We start from the raw sequence: 20757 nt of genomic DNA on the forward strand, positions 1-20757 counted from the left end.
CGTATAGTAATGTTAAGAACCTACTATTAATAACCAGGATTCTGCTTTAAAGCTGGGTTTACAGCAAGTTGTTCGTTAGGAATAGGGAACAACAGACGCTCAGAAGTTGAAGCTGGTTTTTCTTGGTAAGCGTTCAAGTATTTACCGAAACGAACCAAGTCATTTCTTCTCCAACCTTCCCAGTACAACTCTCTTCCTCTTTCATCCAACAAGTTGTCGGCAGTTAAAGAAGCAAGAGCAGTAGCACCACGGTTAGCGCGGATCTGGTTAACGATTGCCAAACCTGCAGCAGCGTTACCTGTTCTAAGCAAAGCTTCAGCTTTCATCAACATAACATCAGCCCAACGGAAGATTACGTATTCGTTCTCAGCAGGGAACTCTTTTGCGTAATCAGGTGGATATTTGATAACACGGATACCTGTAACCTCGAGGTTGGTACCTGTTTCTTTGATTTTCACGTCGCGAGTGAAAGAAAGTGGAGCACCACTTCTGTCTTTCAATGCAGTACCGTTTTGATCGAATTGTTGACCAACCAACAAACCTACGCGCAAACCAGATACATTGGTAACACCAGTGTAGCTATCGCCACGGCGTTTATCAGTCGCTTCGAATTTATCGTAGAAGTCAGACAAGGTAGTGAAACCGTTCCAACCGCTAGGACGTTGGTTGTAGTGAAGTGTGCAATACCAACGAGATTGGTTGTTACCACCACGTACACCATTTGTATTTTCGAGAGCGTAGATAATTTCAGTTGATTTTGTTGAGTTATCAGGGCTGAAGTTATCGTAGAAGTTAGAGCTTAAGCTGTAACCAGTAATTTGGTCAGCCAAAGTGATTACCTGTTGCATATCGCCAGCAGCAAAGGTTGGAGTAGCGCGGTTAGCGTAAACACCTTTGTTGAGGTACAATTTCATCATCAATACGCGAGCAGCGTTTTTGTTTGCTTTGATGATATTGCTTGAGCTACCAGCAGGTAAATCGTTGATGATTGCATTCAACTCACTGATGATGAAGTCGGCTGCAGCAGCACCCTTCTTAATTTCAGGAAGTTTCTTAAGATCCTTCAGATCTGAACGGAAAGGAACTTGATCCCATCCATCCAATACAGCGAACATAGACAACGCTCTGATGAAGCGAGCTTCTGCTGCTTGTTGAGGTGTAGGACTTTTATCAAGTACTGATGATGCAGCGAATTGAGCTTGAAGCAATTCACGGTATGTATCAGACAAGAATTGGTGATCTGCATTCCAAGTATGGTTATGCAATACACGCCAAACCCCGTTATCATCCCAGTCTGGACCACGAGTGGGTCCGATGGCCTCATCGGTTGTGTGCTCAGAAGCAGCCCAAAAACGTGACTGATCCTGGAAGGGGTTGTTTAAAGTTTCATAGGCACTCTGTAACAGACCGGCAGCGTTTACAGTGCTGCTTTCGATGTTTAGCGCACCGCGTTGGTTTTGCTCCAACTTGGTACAAGAGAAACTAAACACGGTGATCAGTAACAGCACCAGCAATTTTAGATTCTTCATTTTAATTACTATTTAAAAGAGTTTATAAACTGAATGAGAATGACAATTGAATGTTTCTAGCTGTTGGATAAGGAGTATACTCGATACCTAAAGAAGGAACACCGTTCACATTCTTATCTGTATTAACCTCTGGGTCGAAACCACTCCATTTAGTGATAACGAACAAGTTTTGACCGGTTAATGCAACGTTTGCATTTTTGATCACTTTAGCAATGTTTCCAAGGCGGTAAGCGATGGTCATGTTTGCTAACTTGATGTAGTCACCTTTTTCGAGGTAGCGAGTAGAAGGAGCAATTGGGTTAGAAGTGCTCTCTGTAACTGATCCGCCAACAAGAGACTTAGTGATGTTTCTACCTGCGATGATGTTACCGATTGGCAATACTGAGTTTGCTGTGTTGTTGTACAAATAATGTCCGAATGCACCATTTAAGTTGATAGCTGCGAACCATTTTTTGTAAGTCAAATCAGTAGAGAAACCAACAATCATCTTAGGGTTAGGAGAACCTACATAGCTTAGGTTTTCGCTACCATCAGGGTTCAACTTGTAGTTGCTCTGACCGGTAGTTTTGTCGATGCCTAAGAATGAACGCAAATAATAAACGTTCAAAGGCTGACCGCTAACCAAGCGCTGTGCAGTTGCACCAGAAATACCTTGACCACTTAAACTACCTGTTTGTACTGCTCCAACGAAATCTTTCAACTCGTTCTTTTGGAAAGCAGCGTTCACATTTACGTTCCAGTTAAGGTCTTTAGATTTAATAGCAGCTAAACTTAATGCTACTTCCACACCTGAGTTCACAATGGTTCCTTGTAAGTTAGTCCAGTAACGGAAAGGAGGACCAGGTTGTGTTACAATTTGTTGGAAGATAGGATCTGTAGTTTTTCTGTTATAATAATCTACACTACCGCTTAATCTACCATCTAAAACACTGAAATCAACACCAATGTTCGCAAGAGTGTTTGTTTCCCACTTAATATCTGGGTTTTCCAAACTTGCTACGCTTTGGTTGTCGCCCTGTCCAATGTTAACCACGCGAAGAGGAGCGTTTGCAGGGAACTCTTGGTTACCTGTTTGACCCCAGCTAGCTCTCACGGCTAAGTTGCTGAACAGTTTGTTGTTTTTCAAAAAGCTTTCATTTGATACAATCCACTTACCGGCAACAGAAGGGAAGGTACCGTATGTATTATTTTTACCGAATTTGTTAGAACCATCACGACGTACTGTTGCAGTCAACAAATACTTGTCTTTGTAGCCTAAGTTTACACGGCCGAAATAAGATTGCAATTCAGTTACTGGATCTGCGAAAGAATACATGCTTCTGTCTGCAGATGGAACGTTTTGCATATAATCTGTGTACTTGATACCAGGATAATCAACAAAGTTGTTTCCTTGCATACCAGATCCTTTGTAATCGAAACGCAAGTACTCATAACCTACGAGTGCATTCAAAGAAAGGTTGCTTGTGATATCTTTTGTATAGTTCAAAGTATGAGTTAAAGACTGATTGATAGAACGGTTGTTTGCAATCTGTCCGAAACCTCTGTTACCTTGAATGTTTAACCAACGACGGATTTCTGTTCTTCTTTCTCCAACACCATAGTTGATACCATAGAGGAACTTGTATTCCAAATCGTTTGTGATTTTGTAGCTAGGAGAGATGTTAGCCAAAACTTGTGTAACAGAGTTTTGGTCATCGTATGCAGCTAACAATGCCATTGGGTTGATAGTGGTAGCACCAAGACCAGTTCCAATTGGGTTAGCCGGAGTCCAATCCAATTTAGCAGTTGGGTTCCATTGTAAAGCGTTTGCGATCAATGAACCTTGGAAACCTGCGTCGTTAGAAATTGGAGCACCTGATGTTACAGTATTTGATGTGATAATGCTGTAATCAAGTCCTAATTTTTTGTTGTCGAGCAGTCTGTAAGAACCGGTGAAAGAAGCAGAATACTTCTTGAAACCAGATTCTTTAATGATACCTTGTTGGTTTTGGTAACCAACTGAGATACGGTAGCGACCAGCGTCGTTACCTGAAGAGATAGCGATGTTGTGATTTTGAGAGATACCACTTTGTGTGATAGCATCCATCGCATCAACATTACCACCGAAGTTTCCGCTCGTTAAGCCATACTTAGATAAAGCAGCTCTGAAACCATTGCCATCCAAAACTTCTAATTTCTTCATGATAGAAGAAACACTTGCAGAAGTGTTGAACTCAATTTTCGGAGCACCGCTTTGTCCTTTCTTAGTAGTGATGATAACAACACCGTTCGCACCACGAGAACCGTAGATGGCTGTAGCAGACGCATCCTTCAACACCTCCATAGAGGCGATGTCGTTAGGGTTCAAGAAGTTGAGGGGGTTGTCGCCAGGAGCACCACCAAGTGCAGTACCCAAACCTGGAGCAGGAGAGCCACCTGATAAAGGAACTCCATCTACTACGAACAAGGGTTGGTTACCTGAACGGATTGAAGAGATACCACGAATGCGGATGGTAGTTGCACCACCGGGAGCACCCGAGTTGTTAATTACCTGAACACCGGCAACTTTACCTTGGATCAATTGATCAGGCGCAGTTACGATACCCTGGTTGAAATCTTTAGCCTTAACAGAAGCAACAGATCCCGTAAGATCTTTTCTGCGGGCTGTACCATAACCAACCACTACTACTTCGTTCAAATTTGATCCTGAAGACGACAATGAAACGTCTACTGAAGTTTTACCTGCAATAGAAATTTCCTGTGTTCCATAACCAACGTAAGAAACTACGAGTGTGGTGGTATTAGCGGCTACAGAGATCTTGAACGATCCATCTGCGCCTGTAACTGAACCTCCAGAATTGGAGCCTTTGGCTACCACTGATGCTCCTACTACCGGAGAACCATCTTTGGAGTCAGTTACCTTACCTGAGATCACCTTGTCCTGTGCAAATGCAGACACAGAAACGGTGAGTGCAAGCAACAGCATCATACTGGCTGTTAGCAGTCGTTTGAGGGTCATAAACAATGGTTATAATTGGTTATCAATAAAAAAACCTATAAACAATAATGTGTATTTTATACACACGAGACTACAATTTTAAACTTTTTTTGGAACTTTTAAGATTTCTTAACAAGTTTTTTCAAAAAAAAGTTAGGGACTACCCCCCCACTAAAATGTTATCGGGCTTATATGATAACAGTGTATCTAATACATTAAGACAAGTAGATTTCGAAAAGCGCTGCCTCTCAAATAAGCCGCGATAACTTGCCTAAAGTCTTGAAAATGACATTCATAACATCTCTCAATCTTTAGACTGTACGATCTAAAATAACATAAGTCATTATAAATCAATACATTGAATCAACACACCTTAATCAGCACTAAATTACTTGTCTCCTAACACATATCAGGGCTTCCCAACAAATATCCTTTTGCAAACAATTTCGCAAACATCTTCGCAAATGTTTGCGGTGGATAAGTATTTTGCATAATTTTCAGTACCAAACCACTTATGCGAACAAAAGCCACACTCAAACATATTAGCCAAAGCCTCAACTTAAGTATATCAACCGTTTCAAGAGCGCTTAAAAACCATCCCGACATCTCCGATCAAACCAAACAAAAGGTAATGGAGCTGGCTTCGTTGATGGAATACGAACCGAATACGCATGCTATTAACTTAAGAACCAATAAAAGCAAGACTTTTGGCGTAATCGTTCCCGTTATATCGAATTATTTTTATCATTCTTTTATTGCCGCTTTAGAAGAAGACGCAAGAAGATTGGGCTATGCTCTTATTATTCTACAATCGAGTGACGATCCACAAATAGAACTAGAGAACCTGAGAATCTGTAGAATGAATAGAGTAGCCGGCGTTTTTGTATCAATTACCGCTAACACAAAAGACATAAAGCCCTTTCTAAAATTAGATGAGGTAGACATCCCTGTTATATTTTTCGATAAGGTGCCCGATTTCGAGGCATGTAACAAAATTTGTCTTGCTGATACGGAAGCTGCTACCATGGCGGCTTTAACAATCATCAGAAAACAAAAGAAAAAAGTATTGGCCATTTTCGGAAATGAAGAAATGTCGATCTCCAAAAAAAGGAAACAAGCATTCCTCTCTGTAATTGAAAGTCAATCAAGTTCTATGGAGGTAATCAGTGAACATGCCGACAATGCCGACGATGCTTTTATGCTTACTTTAAAATATGGGGCAAAAACCGGCTTTATTGATACGATCTTTTCAATGAGTGATGAAATCTTAACAGGCGTAATGAGAGCCATACAAAAACTAAAAAAGAACGTACCCAACGAAATAGGAATCATTTCGATCTGTAATAATAATTTCATTCCTCGCATGTACGACCCTGAGATATCATTTGTAGAAACAAGTGGAGCCGATTTAGGCAAACTCGCTATTAAGCGAATGATGGACCACATGTCGGGTAAAACATTCGTGCAAGAACTTACATTACCATCAAGACTTGTGGAAGGGGGCAGTTTGTAAAGTCGATCATTTGTGAATGCTGCAGAAAGGGTTCGTTACAAATTAACGAATCCACTAATTTTCAAATTAGTTTTGAAACTTTTCTTTATTGAAACGATACAATTTTCCCGGACGGTGTGGAACATCTTCTTCCAATTCGTCAACATCTACTAACCAATCCATTAAAAAGAATTTTTTTCGGAAGTTTCGACGATCAAGTTTAATTCCGAGGATAGCTTCATAAATACTCTGCAATTCACGGAGTGAAAATTTCTCCGGCAACAAGTTAAAAACAATCGGGTGTTCCATTACTCGCTCCCTTAGTTGCTTCATGCAAGTATCTAAAATCAATTTGTGATCGAAGGCCATCGATTTTAGCTCATTCACCGGGTGCCAGTGAATTTGATTGTGCGCCAGTTTTAACTGATGGTCGTTAATATTGATCAAAGAATAATAGGCAGTTGTGATAACCCTGCCGGCCGGATGCCTGTTCAAGTCACCAAAAGTATATACCTGCTCCAAAAACACATCCTCTAATCCGGTTCGGCTTTTCAAAATTCGGTACGAAGCGGTGTTCAAGTCCTCATCAGGACGAACAAGATCTCCTAAAAGCGACCATTCGTCTTTGAATTCTTCCAGGTCAGATTTAATCAACAACACTTTCAATTCTCCGTTTTCAAAGCCAAGAATTACACAGTCTACCGAAATGGCAATTTTGAAGTACTCCTTGCTTTCCAGTAAGATGTTCTTAATTGTTTTGTGTGACGCCGTATTCATGATGGCTTCAAATATATTCTATTGTGATTAAAATTGAAGCACCAGTTTTTGCACCAATCGTTTTCCGCCAAATTCCATTTGCAAGAAATAAGTTCCTGCTCTTAGTTTATAAAGTGATTGCAATTGATTTACTGTTATTGTATGAAGTCCTTGAGGCTGGAACTTATTCACCAAAACGGCCACTTGTTGCCCTGTAATATTGTATAGTTTTAGCTGAGCGGTTCCACTTTCCGGTAACTCATATTGAATTGTTGCTTGTTGCTGAACAGGATTCGGGAATACCGACAAACTCAATTTTTTATCATTGAAAGGAATATCAATTACCGGGGTAACCGCTGATAATGGATAGGTCACATTTCTGTTCACATAAACATGGTACTCGCCCGGTTGCAAATTGATGGTTTGCTGCGAGCCTGTTGCTGCAATGGTGCCACCCGTAAAGTAATCGTACCAGGTACCGGCATTCTGGAAGGTCACATTAATTGAGGAGTTGCTCAAATCGAAATTCCCAACCACTAAAATATTACTGGTATCTGTAGTTAGTTTGAGCCATTTAGTAGCTACGCCTAAACTGTGTTCTACTCTATTGGTTGAAAAGGCTGCCTTGAACAATGGATTCTGACGAAGTTGCAATAAGCCAGAATAAACTTCATAAAGTACTTTTCTATTAGGTTCTTGCAAATAATCCCAAACCAGTGGTTTAATATCTAGCCTACAATTGCTGTTAACCGATCCATTCTGACAAGTATTAATAGAGTAATCGAATCCCAACTCACCAAACTGCCAAATCATTTTGGGCCCGGGCATCATGAATAAGAAAGAAGCTGCCATCGCATTTCGCTTCAATCCTATGGAAATATTTCTGATATCATATGTAGGAGTAGTGGCAGCGAAATTGATGTTTTTATACATCAAACGTTCTTCATCGTGACTCTCCATATAGCTCACCAAATTTGGCTTGCTCCAACCTCTTTCTGTATGGAGGGCTCCTGCAAAATTGGAGTTACCGATGTATCCCATGGTTGCTTCGTTGAAATTATAATTCATATTGCCCCACAACATCATTCCGTAATCGCTCAATACCTTTTCTTCCGAATTATCTGCGAAATGTTCCAAGATCACATAAGACCCGGGTGACTTCAATTGAAGTGTGTCGTAGTAAGCTTTCCAGATATTAATTCGAGATGCATCGTAATTGCTCCATGATCCCACATTGCAATTGTTTCCATTTCCGTCACAAGTGATGTTTTGCGTAAAGCCTTTTGACAAATCGAATCGAAATCCATCCAACTTGTATTCTTTTAACCAATGTTCAACAACACGGCTTACAAAATACTTGGTTGCATCACTTTCGTGATTCATATCGTAGCCCACATTGAAGGCATGACGAGGTACAGGGTTGAACCAAGGGCTGTTCGACGCAGGTCGGTTGTTTGCATTATCGAAATACAACTGCACCATTGGAGATTGCCCAAATGAATGATTCAAGGCAATGTCCATAATCACTGCAATTCCATTTTTATGACACTCATCAATAAATTCTTTCAGTTTTGTATCGGTACCATAATATTTATCGGGAGCCAAATAGTAAGAAGGATTGTATCCCCAGCTATTATTGCCTTCGAATTCATTAAAAGGCATGAGCTCAATGGCATTCACCCCGAGATGTTTGAAATAATTGATAGAATCTTTTACGGTTTTCCAATCGTGCGTGAACACAAAATCGCGTAGAAGTAATTCATACACTACCAAACTGCTTTTATCCGGACGAGTAAAACTAGGCACCTGCCAAGTATAGCTTGGCTTTGCCGTTTGAAGTACACTTACAATACCTGTAGTTTTTCCGTTTGGATAGCTTTTAAGATTGGGATATAAATTGCTCCCTATTGCAGCATCGTTATTGGGGTCTAGCACTTTTTCAGTGTAAGGATCTCCAATTCGAATAGTTCCATCTACGAGGTATTGAAAAGAGTATTCAGTTCCTTTTGTTAATCCTGTAATTCTTTTCCAGAAGCGCTTACCATCAGTAGAGAGGAACATTTGCGATTCTGGGCTTTCGATCCAATTGTTAAACTCCCCAATTACCGATACTCGAGTTTTATTAGGTGCGTATAGCACAAGCGTTACCGATGTGTCGCCCGGTTCATAATTGATTCCATCTCTCACACCTGCCGGCAAAGGCGATACAGTAGTGGCCGGCGGTACATAAAAGTTCAAGGTATCAGAAATGGTAGTGGCGCCGGAAGTTCCTCTTCCTACTAATTGCTGATTACCATATGAGTTGATCTTAAAAGAATCAACAATAGCATTTGAACTTGATACGCTGTTTATTTGATTGCCGTTAAAAAACAATTTTAGATCAGCTACTGCATTGGCAGCCCATGTAACACGCATGGTATCTCCAATAAATAAATTAAAAGGTTCCACAACCGGCGTAAAACGGGGTTCCAAAGCAGGCTTCAAGAATTTTCCCGCAAATGCATCTGAATAAATCGAAATATACATATCACTGCCATCACTATTACGGTGAACGCTGGTTCCGGCTCCGTTTCTCAACAAGAACGTAACTTTTCGAATGGTCTCAGAAGCAGGTACTCCAAAAAAGGCTCTGATATTGGTAATTGTATATTGGTAGCGATTGTTGCCAAGGGAGGTGGCCTTTGCATTGGCATCGGTTGTTCCCCAAGTAAATTTTACATATTTCCAATCGGCTGGTGAAGTACTCAAATTGGTGATAACTCCAACATGCACGTACACATCATTCGTGTTGGAATAGTTAAACAGCCCCTGATTGCCCTTACTACAATCAATGATAATAGACATATCAGAATTGTCTTTTGGAAAAGTAGGCGTTGTAGTAAGCACCTGAGCTTGTGACGTGAACACACAAAGAAGCGCTGTAAAAATCAAGAGTATTGATTTTTGCATAGGAATTGATTTAGGTCTTAATATACTATAGGAAGTTTGTAAGCGGAAGAAATGTGGAAAAGCTTTGGCTTTGTTTGAATGTAAGGTTCTCATAAACAATATTTTATTAAAAGCGGCCATTCAAAAAATCCACTCTAAAGCAAGCACTCTGTTGGCAGCAAGTTCGTTAGTACACATTGTGTATTATATACACAATTTAGGAAGATTCTGCGAAGCTTCAAAAAACTTTGTTCGAAACGTAGTACAACAAGTACTGGACCAGAACTATATTGAGGCAATAGTTTGGTGAGGCAATCCCCTATTTTTGTAAAAAATGACCTATGTTTTCTGCTGTTGAAACCCGTGAACTTCAGAGTCTTACCAATCAATTACTGCCTAAAAAAACGATCGAGAACGAGCAAGAGTTGAACGATTTGCGGGCAGTTCTTCGTTTCCACGAACATCGTTACTATGTGATGGCTGATCCACTATTGGCCGACAAAGAATACGATGACTTATATAAATTGTTAGAAAAAGCAGAGGCGAGTCACCCTGATTGGATTCGACCCGACTCACCTACGCAGCGTGTTGCCAAAGGATTGAACTCGAATTTTGAGAATGTTCAGCATTTGGTTCCGATGTTAAGTTTGGAGAACTCGTACAATGCGGAAGATTTGCTCGATTGGGACCGAAAAGCCAGAGAACTTTCGGGAAAAGAAGAATTGGAATACTGTGTTGAGCCCAAATTTGATGGAGCCAGTATTTCTCTGATCTATGAAAACGACTATTTGAGTAGAGGTGCCACTCGAGGAGACGGGGTTTCGGGGGATGATATTACAACGAATATCAAACAGATCAAATCGGTTCCCTTGAGTGCGGGTTTTTTGGCAAAAGGAATCCAACAAATAGAAATAAGAGGCGAAGTACTGCTTAACAAAGCCAACTTCAAGAAATACAATGATCAATTGGCGCAGCAAAATTTGCCTCCTTTGGCGAACCCAAGAAATGCAGCGGCAGGAAGCTTGCGCATCAAAGATCCCAAAGAAGTTGCCAATCGAAACTTGGAGGCATTCCTCTACCATGTTAGTTATACCGTACCAAGTGCAAGTCAAGAAATGACTACACAATTACAGTCGCACAGTGGAAGCTTGGAATTGCTTTGGGAATTGGGATTTAAGAGCCCTGTGAAAGAGAAAAAAGTGGTGAAAGGGATTCAAGCTGTGATCGACTACTGCGAGGCCTATGAGGCCGGGCGGGATGATTTACCTTATGAGATTGATGGAATGGTGATAAAGGTGAACGATATACAGTTACAAGAGCAATTGGGCATGACCTCTCACCATCCCCGTTGGGCGATTGCTTTTAAATTTAAAGCGCGACAAGCAACTTCCAAGCTCATCGGCGTAGAATTTCAAGTGGGAAGAACCGGATCCATTACTCCAGTGGCTAAAATTACACCCGTGCCTATAGGGGGTGTTACAGTGAGTTCTATTTCCCTTTTCAATGAAGAAGTGATTAAAGAGAAAAATTTGATGATAGGCGACACTGTTTTAGTGGAGCGCGCGGGCGATGTGATCCCCTATATTGTTAAAAGCTTAGATGAACTAAGAGATGGAGGCGAGACTGCCATTGTATTCCCAAAGAATTGCCCTATCTGCAACAGTGCGTTGGAAAAACCGGAAGAAGAAGCTGTATGGCGCTGTGGAAACGATGAATGTCCGGCGCAAGTAGTAGAGCGGATCATTCATTTTACCAGTAAAGATGCATTGGACATTCGAGGATTTGGTGAAGCAAATGTGCGGAAGTTCTATGAAAAGGGGTATTTACACAATATTCCCGGTATTTATGAGCTACCTTTTGATACCATTCGTGGATTGGATGGCTTTGGTGAGAAAAGTATTATTAAATTGCAGGAGGCTATTGAACAATCGAAACAACAGCCTTTGCATCGATTGATCTTCGGATTGGGGATTCGATATGTTGGAGAAACGACGGCAAAAGTGTTGGCGCAAACCGTAGAGCATTTACTTGATTTCAAGAATTTTACTGTTGAGCAACTTCTGGCACTGGAAGATGTTGGTCCGAAAGTTGCAAACAGTATTTATCAATACTTCCATAAAGAATCGCACATTCAAATGTTGGAACAACTGGAAGCTTTGGGGTTGCAATTAAAAAGCACCAAGCAATCAGTTGTTACAGACGGTGCACTGAGTGGAAAAACCTTCCTTTTTACCGGTACACTTACCACTTTGAAACGCAGTGAAGCAGAGGCTTTGGCGGAATCGAAGGGTGGGAAAATCGTTAGCGGTGTTAGTAGCAAATTAAACTATTTAGTAACGGGAGAAGACGCCGGATCAAAGCTTGAAAAAGCTAAAAAGATTCCTTCAATCCAACTACTAAGCGAAGCCGAATTCATTAAAATGATCAATGGATGACAAAAATCATCAATTTAGGTTGTGCAGACTAGTTAAATTATTTATTAACTTTAGCAAAAGGAAAAGCAATGGTAAAAAAAATTCAAGAAGAGGTGTGGAAACAACTTCAGTTTCCGGGCTGGAAACACCTCAGAAAAAAGTATGGCCTTTCGTCTCATGGCCGCATCGCTAGTTACTACGAAGATGTACATGAAGATGGAAAGTTGCTCACCGGGTCTCTTACAACCGGCTACAGGACCCTCAATTTACACCGTCCGGGAAACAACGGAACATTGTATGTTCACCGCGAAATCGCACGTTTGTTCTTGGCAAAACCACCTGCAAAGCAGAAGTATGTGATTCATTTGAATCATAACAAAACTGACAATGCAGCTAAAAATCTTCAATGGGCAACTTTGGATGAGATGATCGCTCACCAACAGAACAGCCCTGCGAAAAAAGCTTACAAGATCAAACAAGCTAACAGAACTGAAGGCTTGAAATTAAACGCTAAAAAAGTAGCAGAGATCAAGAAAGTTTTACTCGACAAAAACAGAAAACTCACCATCAAAAAACTCGCTGAAAAGTACAAGGTTAGTGAAATGACCATGTACCGCATTAAAAGCGGCGAGAACTGGAAACAGGTGAAATAAATAATGTAACTAAAGTAGGAATAGAAAACGGGCTTTGCATGCGACCAAAGCCCGTTTTTCTTTTTATAAAGGATGTACAGTATTTAGGCATTGGGCTTTAGGCTTTCGGTGTTAGGCTTTTTTTGACCACAGATTTAATAGATTAGAACAGATTAACACAGATTTGAACCCGAGTATTCAATGATGCTGTTTGAATTTTAGAGGCTAATCTGTGTAAATCCGTCACAATTTGTGCGAATCTGTGGTTAAGAAATTCTCACTGCGGCGGCGCAGCACTGGCAGACACTTTTGACTTGTCTTCTTATAACCATGAATCGCACGGATTAGAACAGATAGATGTTTAAGTCAAATTAATTCTTAATTCTTAATTCTTAATTCTTAATTCTTAATTCTTAATTCTTAATTCTTAATTCTTAATTCATTAAGTTAATGATACATGAGTCTACACTGAACTTTTTAAGCAAACTGAGCAAGAACAATAACAAAGCTTGGTTTGACGAGAATCGTTCACTTTACGAAGCAGCTAAATCAAATATCATTACGTTCACCGGCGAGCTTATAAAGCAATATGCAAGCATTGATGCGTCGATCGGTCATCTGAAACCATCCGATTGTTTGTTTCGTATCAATAGAGACGTTCGATTCAGCAAAAACAAGGAACCGTATAAAACGAATTTTGGTATTAGTATAAGCAAAGGCGGAAAGAAAGGAATGTTGGCGGGTTATTATGTTCATATCGAACCCGGAAAGGCATTTATTGGAGGTGGTATGTACATGCCAATGGGCGATGGTTTGCAAAAAATTCGACAAGAGATCGATTACAATTTCAAAGACTTTCAAGCCATTCTAAAAAACAAAGCATTTAAAACCAGCTATGGAGACCTGGATTATTCCGACCAATTGTCGCGTATTCCTAAAGGCTATGAAAAAGACAATGAAGCTGAAGCTTATTTGAGATTGAAAAGTTTTGTGGCACTTCGTCCACTTAAAAATGAAGAACTCATGAGCAAGCAATTTGTAAAAACCTGCGTAAAGCATTTTGAAGCATTGATGCCGTTGGTGGAGTTTCTGAATACGGCAGTGGGGTAGGTTTTGGGTGTTAGGCTTTAGGCGTTAGGCTTTAGGCCTTAGGCGTTAGGCTTTAGGCCTTAGGCTTGGGGCTTGGGGCAGCTGCGCTGCAATGGGAGATTTTAGAGGATCAGTCTTACGCTACTATATGAAAGAAGAGCCCCGATTGGGGCTCTTTCTTTACTATGGGGGTTGACTATCTTACAACAATCCGTTTGCCATGAGGTATTCGGCAATTTGTACTGCATTGGTAGCGGCTCCTTTGCGGAGGTTATCGCTTACTACCCACATGTTGAGGGTTTTAGGCTGCGTTTCATCTCTGCGCAAGCGACCAACAAAAACCTCATCGCGTTCGTGTGCATCTTTGGGCATTGGATATTGCTGTGTAGCAGGATCGTCGACCAAAACAACTCCGGGTGCACCACTTAACAATGATTTCACTTCGCTCAATTCGAATTCATTTTCAAATTCTATGTTTACACTCTCACTGTGTCCGCCCATTACCGGAATACGAACCGTGGTAGAAGTAACACGAATGCTGTCATCGCGCATGATCTTTTTGGTTTCTAAAACCATTTTCATTTCTTCTTTGGTGTAGCCATTGTCTAGGAAAACATCGATTTGAGGAATCACGTTCAAATCAATAGGGTATTTGTACGCCATTGGGTAAGCCGATTGTTCTCCTTTTACCGCTAGGGCGCGCTCACCCATCAATTGATCAACAGCCTTCACACCCGTACCAGTTACGCTTTGATAGGTACTTACCACAATACGTGTGGACTTGTATTTTTTATGCAGTGGGTTCAGGGCTACTACCATTTGAATAGTAGAACAGTTAGGGTTGGCAATGATTTTATCTTCTTTTGTCAACGCATCAGCATTGATTTCAGGAACAACTAATTTTTTAGTGGGGTCCATTCTCCAAGCCGATGAATTATCGATAACAGTGATCCCCGCTTCTGCGAATTTAGGAGCCCATTCCAATGAAGTTCCGCCACCGGCAGAAAACAAGGCTACGGCAGGTTTGGCAGCAATGGCGTCGGTCATGCTCACTACCTTGTACTGTTTACCCTTGAAGCTTACTTCTTTACCAACAGATTTTTCAGAAGCAACAGGAATTAATTCAGTAACAGGGAAATTTCTTTCAGCCAATACTTGTAACATTTTAGTGCCTACCAGGCCAGTAGCACCAACTACGGCAACTTTCATTGTTTTGTTTTTTTTGTTTTAATTAAAAATAAAAAGCCTTCCCGTGAAGGAAGGCTAATCAAGCTTTTATATATACATATACAACGCTGCTAACCTTCCCTTAGGAACGTTTCTTCGTGCGTTTAATATGTTTCATTGTATTCATATTGTGCCGCAAAACTAAATCGTAATGTGCAGTCAAGCAAATTTTTATTTTTGAATCCTAACAAATGTTCATGAAAAAACAACTTGTGGCGCTTTTACTATGCGCCTTACTGAGCCATGAAAGCCGGTGCCAGCAGGCATTTCACCACAGCTTGTTCATTTCCGAAATTTTTGCCGATCCGAGTCCGGCTGTAGCATTGCCACCCTATGAATTTGTAGAATGGTACAATTCCGGTAATGACAGTATCGACTTATTCAAATGGAAACTCACCGATGGGAGCACTACCGGCATCATATCTACTCATTATAAATTAGGCCCCAAGAGTTATGTTATTCTTTGCAGCAATTCAGCCTTGAGTTCGTATGCCATGCTCGGACCAACATTAGCCTTGAGCTCATTTCCCTCCTTGAACAATGACGGAGATACATTAACCATTCTATCTCCTACCAATCAAACAGTATTCAGTGTTGCGTATACTGATGACTGGTACTTGAATGACTACAAAAAAGCAGGAGGTTGGAGTCTTGAACTTATCGATCTTCTCAGGCCTTGTTCCGGATCTGTAAATTGGAAAGCATCTACTTTTGCAATAGGCGGAACACCCGGAAAGCCAAATAGCGTTAGAGGCCAAAATGAAACAAAAACAGCTATCCGTATTGACAACGCGAGAGCAATAAATGGAAGAACGGTAGTGGTAGACTTCAATCAAACCATCGACAGTGCAGCCTTTTTTACTATACCAATAACGATCCAAGGATATTCCGGGAGCATTTTGAAGCGTGAACTGTTGCCACCTTTGTTTCAACAAGCAAGGTTAAGTATCAACAGTGATCTTGATAGTATAATAGTTTACGATCTTGCTATAGAAAAAATTTCAAATTGTTATGGAGAGGTGGGCACTAAACAAGAAGCCAAGTGTGGAATGGCACTTGCTCCAAAACCGGGTGCTGTACTGATCAATGAATTGCTCTTCGATCCACCACCGGAAGGTGCTGATTATATCGAATGCTATCATGCGGGAACAAACGCAGTGAACCTAAAAGAATTGGTGATCAGTCAACGTTCCGAATCGGGCATCTTCAGCAATTCTTATCCATTAACGGAACGGCCCTTTTTCTTGTACCCCGGCGAAAGAATAGTGTTCTCTGAAAAACCGGAATGGGTGAGAAGCCATTATCCGATGCACGATTCATTGCACCTATTTAAAATAGTTCAATTGCCTTCTTTACCCGATGACAAAGGTTGGGTTGCATTGCGCTATCAGGCCAGCATTCTAATTGACGAGTTTCGCTATCATAAAGACATGCATTACGGGCTTTTGAACAATCCGGAAGGGGTTGCTTTGGAAAGAATTTCAGTCAAAAGCCCTACCGATAAAGCCTTTAATTGGACCTCTGCAGCTGCCAGTGTTGGATTCGGTACACCGGGCTTAGTGAATAGTGCTAGCACAATTGACAGTACCAGAACTGAAGGCGGTGTGATGAAGCTTTCACCGGAATACATAAGTCCGAACAACGATGGAAGAAACGATCGGCTCAGTATTCAATTTTCTTTAAACAGACCCAACTGGCAAGTTACGATCAAACTCTATGATATTACGGGTAGGTTTATTCGAAAAGTTGTAGAGCAATACACGCTTGGGCTTAAATCAGAGATTTTTTATAATGGAACTGATGAGCATAACATTCCCTTGAATTCAGGGCATTATGTTTTATTGGCGGAATTATTGAACACCGATGGTGAAACAAAGAGGGTAAAGAGAATGCTTACTGTTGTGAATTAATTAGTGTTAATTTTCTTAATAAAGTGAACGCATTGTGCTATTGGCTAATCTAGAAAAACTGATGGCATCAAAAAGCAAGACTACTTGCTCCTATATTTGCTCCGTTGCATACTTCTGATATATTTAAAATGATTTCATTTTTTGAGTCCCATTTGTGAATCTCTGCAGAAAACGATGTCCGAAGCCATTTCGAGCAGCTTCGAAAGGCCGCAGGCCTGAAGAAGGATGCGAGAAATCTGGGTCCTTACACCCCACGCCCGTCATCCCGATCAAGCATTTTTTGCAAAGCAAAAAAGCGCAGAGAGGGAACTGGGAATGGGCTTTGCAGAAAGAAGCCGATTTCGAAGTATTGACGCTTCACGCCATTAAGTGCTAGGTAATTGAGTTGTTTAGTTTTTAAGTTGCTTCACCATTGACTAATGGCACTTATGTTCACGTAAGAATGCGCAAAAGAACAAATTTAAACCGGTATCTTTTGTAATGCCCAAACTCAAAAACTAAACAACTCAAAAACTCACCAGCGAGTTTAGTGAAATAAATCTCTTTCAAAAGCTTCACCTCTCTGACAACAGGTTTTGAGGTCCCTCTCTCGCTGCAGCTGCTTCGCAGTCTTGCTCGTTCGGGATGACGGGGGATTATATTAAGCAACCCAGATTTCTCGCTGCCGCTCGAAATAGACGCACTTTAAACGAATGACGCGGTTTTTTAGAGCCTTTGATTTCAATAGTACAATGCCCTCCAGTGAGGTTTTTTTGAATAAGAAAAATTAGCATTCGATTTGAATACACATGGAAAGTATAAAACAGAAGAGTCCCGCTTCGCGGGACTCTAATTATCTAATCAACAAACTATCAAATCAACTAATTAATCACGATATCGAAATTTACCAAATCAACGAATTGTTGAATACGGGCATCGATATCGGCTTTGGTGATCTCGCGCAAACGTTCTGGTCCGAATTTTTCTACACAGAAAGAAGCCATTGCAGAACCTACAATGATAGCGCGTTTCATGTTTTCAAATGAAATATCATTTGTTTTAGCGATATGCCCCATGAAACCTCCTGCAAAAGTATCACCGGCACCGGTTGGATCGAACACCTCTTCCAAAGGAAGCGCAGGCGCAAAGAACACCTGATTTTCATGGAACAACAAAGCTCCATGCTCACCCTTCTTAATAATCAAATATTTCGGGCCCATGGCCATGATCTTCTTCGCAGCTTTCACGATAGAGAATTCACCACTTAATTGGCGTGCTTCACTATCGTTCACCATCAATACATCCACCATTTTCAACACTTCTTCTAACTGAGGCATGGCAATTTCCATCCAAAAGTTCATCGTATCCATCACGATCAATTTCGGACGCACTTTCAATTGCTCAATTACTTGCTTTTGCAATTTTGGATCGAGGTTTCCCAACATCAAGTATTCAGCACCCTGATATGAATCCGGAATTTGAGGATTGAAATCGAGCAACACATTCAAATCTGTCACCAAGGAATCGCGGGTATTCATATCGAGGTGGTATTTCCCGCTCCAGAAGAATGATTTTTTGTCTTGTTTGATTTCTACCGCTTCCAAATCAACGCCACGAGAAGTGAGGTTGTCCATTTCTTCTTTTGGAAAATCGTATCCTACAATGGACACTTGCTTTACGGGCTTTACAAAATTACTGGCTGCATAGGCCACGTAGGTACCGGATCCACCGATGATTTTATCAGTTTTTCCAAAAGGAGTTTCAATAGCATCGAAGGCCATTGTTCCAACAACAATCAAAGACATATGCCTCTTGAGTGGGTTTTAGTTATAAAATTTGATGGGGTGCATCGGCCAAGGCGATGCTTGAGCGAGCGCGCAAAACTACGAAAAAGTAGCCTGATTGAATACAGTTCAGGTTTTTACCCCTTTTTTAGTTGAATTGTTAGTCAAAACAGTTCATTTTTCCATAACAAATAGATAAATTTCAACAAATGACTGTTAGTAATCTTTTATCTTTACAAAGTTAAACTGAACGTATGGCTAAGATAAAAAGTAGCAAAAGCAATACACGAAAAGACGTGATCATTGCGAAAGCAGCCCGCTTGTTTCGGGAAAAAGGATACAGTGCCACTTCGATGCGCGATTTGGCAGAACATGTAGGAGTAGAGGCAGCCAGCCTTTACAATCACATCAAATCGAAAGCCGAAATTCTTCAAGAGATCTGTTTTAAGACCGCCAATCAGTTCATGAACCACATGTCTGAAGTGGAAGCTAGTGACAAAGGAAGCATTGCCAAATTAGAGGCAATCCTTCGTTTTCACATCAAACAGATCATTGAGCATTACGAGGAAGTGTATGTGATGGACAGAGAATGGAAACATTTAACCGATCCTTACCTGTCTAACATGCAGAGCCAACGTCGCTCCTACCGTCAACGCATAGCCACCATTATTGAAGAGGGAATGCGCAAGGGAGAAATCAAGAATATTGATGCTCCTACAGCCGTTCTTATCATGCTTCATGCGGTAAGTGGTATTGAAAGCTGGCACAGAAGTGTAAAACGCATCAGTGCTGAAATGCTGGAAGATAACATGGTGATGATTTTAGTTGAAGGGTTGAAGAAATAGGATTTTTCATTTGCTTGCTTGCTTTTATTTATGTCGCTACATTTTCATACGCTCCGCGTAGCTGAACTCATACGAGAAACTTCCGACACCGTAGTGGTGGGCTTCGATATTCCGAAAGCCCTGCAGGATTCTTTTGCCTTTACTCAAGGGCAAAATCTTACTTTAAAAAAGGTTTTGAATGGAGAAGAGCTTAGAAGAAACTATTCGCTTTGCTCCGCACCATTTGAAAACAAATGGCGCGTAGCCATCAAGAAAGTTGAAGGTGGCGCTTTCAGTACCTATGCCAATACCTCATTAAAAGTAGGTGATGAGCTGGAAGTAATGACGCCATCCGGGCGGTTCTTTACCAAACTCGATCCACTGCAATCCAAACACTATGTGCTGGTAGCAGCGGGCAGCGGCATCACCCCTATCGTATCTATACTAAAGTCGATTCTGCATACAGAACCATCGAGCACCGTGAGTTTGCTTTACGGTAATAAAACTAGGATGGACATCATTTTCTTTGAAGAACTAGAGTCCATCAAAAACAAATACCTCGACAGGTTTCAATTGATTCATTTGCTTAGCAGAGAGCAAACTGACAACACCCTTCAATTTGGTAGAATTGATACTAATAAATTAAATCAGTTGGAAAAGCTGGTTGATCTGGAAAAGGCAGATGAGTTTTTTATCTGCGGTCCCGAACAAATGATCTTCTGCGTCCGCGATTTTCTGATTAGCAAAAATGTATCAGAGAAAAAGATCCATTTTGAACTGTTCAATAGCAGCAGTCCGGTAAAAACGAAAGCAAACGCGGAAACGATCGCTTCAACGGTATCTAAAACCAAGTTAACAGTAACGGTAGATGGACGCACATTGCAATTCGAAGTTACGGCCAACCAATCTACAAGTCTTTTGGATGCCGCACTTTCAAAAGGCGCCGATCTTCCCTATGCTTGTAAAGGAGGAATGTGCTGTACCTGTAAAGCAAAATTGAAATCCGGAACCGTTTCAATGGAGGTTAGCTGGGGACTGGAAGAAGACGAAATCAAAGCCGGCTACATCCTAACTTGTCAAAGCATCCCAACCAGTCCGGAAGTTTCCATTGATTTCGATGACAAATAGTTGGTCTTTCACAATAATTTATCGCCTTAAAAGTTAACAATCGTTAGCATTTCTGTGTTTTACTTGTATCTTTATTCAAAGCTTGCAA

The 20757-nt window shown here is 40.9% G+C and carries 13 protein-coding genes; 7 read left to right on the top strand and 6 right to left on the bottom strand.

Annotation, left to right across the window (positions count from 1 at the left end):
• Positions 1-26 precede the first annotated feature (26 nt).
• Together ACQ2HE_RS00505 and ACQ2HE_RS00510 are read right to left on the bottom strand one after the other, a co-directional pair.
• Entirely contained in the window at positions 27-1529 is a 1503-nt protein-coding gene (locus ACQ2HE_RS00505; RefSeq protein WP_430895603.1) for a RagB/SusD family nutrient uptake outer membrane protein, read from the bottom strand.
• Positions 1530-1551: 22 nt separating this feature from the next.
• Positions 1552-4527, bottom strand: a complete 2976-nt coding sequence (locus ACQ2HE_RS00510; protein ID WP_430895601.1) for a SusC/RagA family TonB-linked outer membrane protein — start codon at positions 4525-4527, stop codon at positions 1552-1554.
• A 493-nt stretch (positions 4528-5020) separates the two neighbouring features.
• On the opposite strand from ACQ2HE_RS00510, the gene ACQ2HE_RS00515 reads away from it, so the two are divergent.
• The gene (locus ACQ2HE_RS00515; RefSeq protein WP_430895599.1) at positions 5021-6019 is read left to right on the top strand and encodes a LacI family DNA-binding transcriptional regulator; all 999 of its coding nucleotides are present in this window, start codon (positions 5021-5023) and stop codon (positions 6017-6019) included.
• A gap of 66 nt (positions 6020-6085) precedes the next feature.
• Here ACQ2HE_RS00515 and ACQ2HE_RS00520 read toward each other — a convergent pair whose 3' ends face one another.
• Complete coding sequence (locus ACQ2HE_RS00520; protein ID WP_430895597.1) at positions 6086-6775, bottom strand: NUDIX hydrolase; 690 nt, start codon at positions 6773-6775, stop codon at positions 6086-6088.
• Between the two features lie 27 nt (positions 6776-6802).
• On the bottom strand, positions 6803-9703 hold the full coding sequence (locus ACQ2HE_RS00525; RefSeq protein ID WP_430895595.1) for an alpha-amylase family glycosyl hydrolase: 2901 nt from the start codon (positions 9701-9703) through the stop codon (positions 6803-6805).
• Between the two features lie 320 nt (positions 9704-10023).
• Here ACQ2HE_RS00525 and ligA point away from each other — a divergent pair, with 320 nt between their 5' ends.
• The 3 genes from ligA (at position 10024) to ACQ2HE_RS00540 (ending at position 13838) form a co-directional block, all read left to right on the top strand.
• Positions 10024-12117: an NAD-dependent DNA ligase LigA gene (gene ligA / locus ACQ2HE_RS00530; RefSeq protein ID WP_430895593.1), complete on the top strand. Its 2094-nt coding sequence runs from the start codon at positions 10024-10026 to the stop codon at positions 12115-12117.
• 68 nt (positions 12118-12185) lie between these two features.
• The gene (locus tag ACQ2HE_RS00535) at positions 12186-12749 is read left to right on the top strand and encodes an NUMOD4 domain-containing protein (RefSeq protein WP_430895591.1); all 564 of its coding nucleotides are present in this window, start codon (positions 12186-12188) and stop codon (positions 12747-12749) included.
• Positions 12750-13178: 429 nt separating this feature from the next.
• Positions 13179-13838 carry a DUF2461 domain-containing protein gene (locus ACQ2HE_RS00540; protein ID WP_430895589.1) on the top strand — a complete coding sequence of 220 codons (660 nt, stop codon included), beginning with the start codon at positions 13179-13181 and terminating at the stop codon, positions 13836-13838.
• A 180-nt stretch (positions 13839-14018) separates the two neighbouring features.
• Here ACQ2HE_RS00540 and ACQ2HE_RS00545 read toward each other — a convergent pair whose 3' ends face one another.
• Positions 14019-15026 carry an aspartate-semialdehyde dehydrogenase gene (locus ACQ2HE_RS00545; protein ID WP_430895587.1) on the bottom strand — a complete coding sequence of 336 codons (1008 nt, stop codon included), beginning with the start codon at positions 15024-15026 and terminating at the stop codon, positions 14019-14021.
• Positions 15027-15241: 215 nt separating this feature from the next.
• On the opposite strand from ACQ2HE_RS00545, the gene ACQ2HE_RS00550 reads away from it, so the two are divergent.
• Entirely contained in the window at positions 15242-16954 is a 1713-nt protein-coding gene (locus ACQ2HE_RS00550; RefSeq protein ID WP_430895585.1) for a lamin tail domain-containing protein, read from the top strand.
• A gap of 860 nt (positions 16955-17814) precedes the next feature.
• Here ACQ2HE_RS00550 and ACQ2HE_RS00555 read toward each other — a convergent pair.
• Positions 17815-18738 carry a PfkB family carbohydrate kinase gene (locus ACQ2HE_RS00555; protein ID WP_430895583.1) on the bottom strand — a complete coding sequence of 308 codons (924 nt, stop codon included), beginning with the start codon at positions 18736-18738 and terminating at the stop codon, positions 17815-17817.
• Positions 18739-18971: 233 nt separating this feature from the next.
• On the opposite strand from ACQ2HE_RS00555, the gene ACQ2HE_RS00560 reads away from it, so the two are divergent.
• Both ACQ2HE_RS00560 and paaE read left to right on the top strand, forming a co-directional pair.
• The gene (locus ACQ2HE_RS00560; protein WP_430895581.1) at positions 18972-19562 is read left to right on the top strand and encodes a TetR/AcrR family transcriptional regulator; all 591 of its coding nucleotides are present in this window, start codon (positions 18972-18974) and stop codon (positions 19560-19562) included.
• 30 nt (positions 19563-19592) lie between these two features.
• Positions 19593-20669: a 1,2-phenylacetyl-CoA epoxidase subunit PaaE gene (gene paaE, locus ACQ2HE_RS00565; RefSeq protein WP_430895580.1), complete on the top strand. Its 1077-nt coding sequence runs from the start codon at positions 19593-19595 to the stop codon at positions 20667-20669.
• Positions 20670-20757: the final 88 nt, after the last annotated feature.

The sequence above is a fragment of the Endoryza foliicola genome (assembly GCF_050589245.1).
Lineage (GTDB): Bacteria > Bacteroidota > Bacteroidia > Chitinophagales > Chitinophagaceae > Endoryza > Endoryza foliicola.

Excerpts from the sequence above, each read along its gene's own strand:
- ACQ2HE_RS00505 (WP_430895603.1), bottom strand. The coding sequence starts at position 1,529 with ATGAAGAATCTAAAATTGCTGGTGCTGTTACTGATCACCGTGTTTAGT.
- ACQ2HE_RS00510 (WP_430895601.1), bottom strand. The coding sequence starts at position 4,527 with ATGACCCTCAAACGACTGCTAACAGCCAGTATGATGCTGTTGCTTGCA.
- ACQ2HE_RS00515 (WP_430895599.1), top strand. The coding sequence starts at position 5,021 with ATGCGAACAAAAGCCACACTCAAACATATTAGCCAAAGCCTCAACTTA.
- ACQ2HE_RS00520 (WP_430895597.1), bottom strand. The coding sequence starts at position 6,775 with ATGAATACGGCGTCACACAAAACAATTAAGAACATCTTACTGGAAAGC.
- ACQ2HE_RS00525 (WP_430895595.1), bottom strand. The coding sequence starts at position 9,703 with ATGCAAAAATCAATACTCTTGATTTTTACAGCGCTTCTTTGTGTGTTC.
- ligA (WP_430895593.1), top strand. The coding sequence starts at position 10,024 with ATGTTTTCTGCTGTTGAAACCCGTGAACTTCAGAGTCTTACCAATCAA.
- ACQ2HE_RS00535 (WP_430895591.1), top strand. The coding sequence starts at position 12,186 with ATGGTAAAAAAAATTCAAGAAGAGGTGTGGAAACAACTTCAGTTTCCG.
- ACQ2HE_RS00540 (WP_430895589.1), top strand. The coding sequence starts at position 13,179 with ATGATACATGAGTCTACACTGAACTTTTTAAGCAAACTGAGCAAGAAC.
- ACQ2HE_RS00545 (WP_430895587.1), bottom strand. The coding sequence starts at position 15,026 with ATGAAAGTTGCCGTAGTTGGTGCTACTGGCCTGGTAGGCACTAAAATG.
- ACQ2HE_RS00550 (WP_430895585.1), top strand. The coding sequence starts at position 15,242 with ATGAAAAAACAACTTGTGGCGCTTTTACTATGCGCCTTACTGAGCCAT.
- ACQ2HE_RS00555 (WP_430895583.1), bottom strand. The coding sequence starts at position 18,738 with ATGTCTTTGATTGTTGTTGGAACAATGGCCTTCGATGCTATTGAAACT.
- ACQ2HE_RS00560 (WP_430895581.1), top strand. The coding sequence starts at position 18,972 with ATGGCTAAGATAAAAAGTAGCAAAAGCAATACACGAAAAGACGTGATC.
- paaE (WP_430895580.1), top strand. The coding sequence starts at position 19,593 with ATGTCGCTACATTTTCATACGCTCCGCGTAGCTGAACTCATACGAGAA.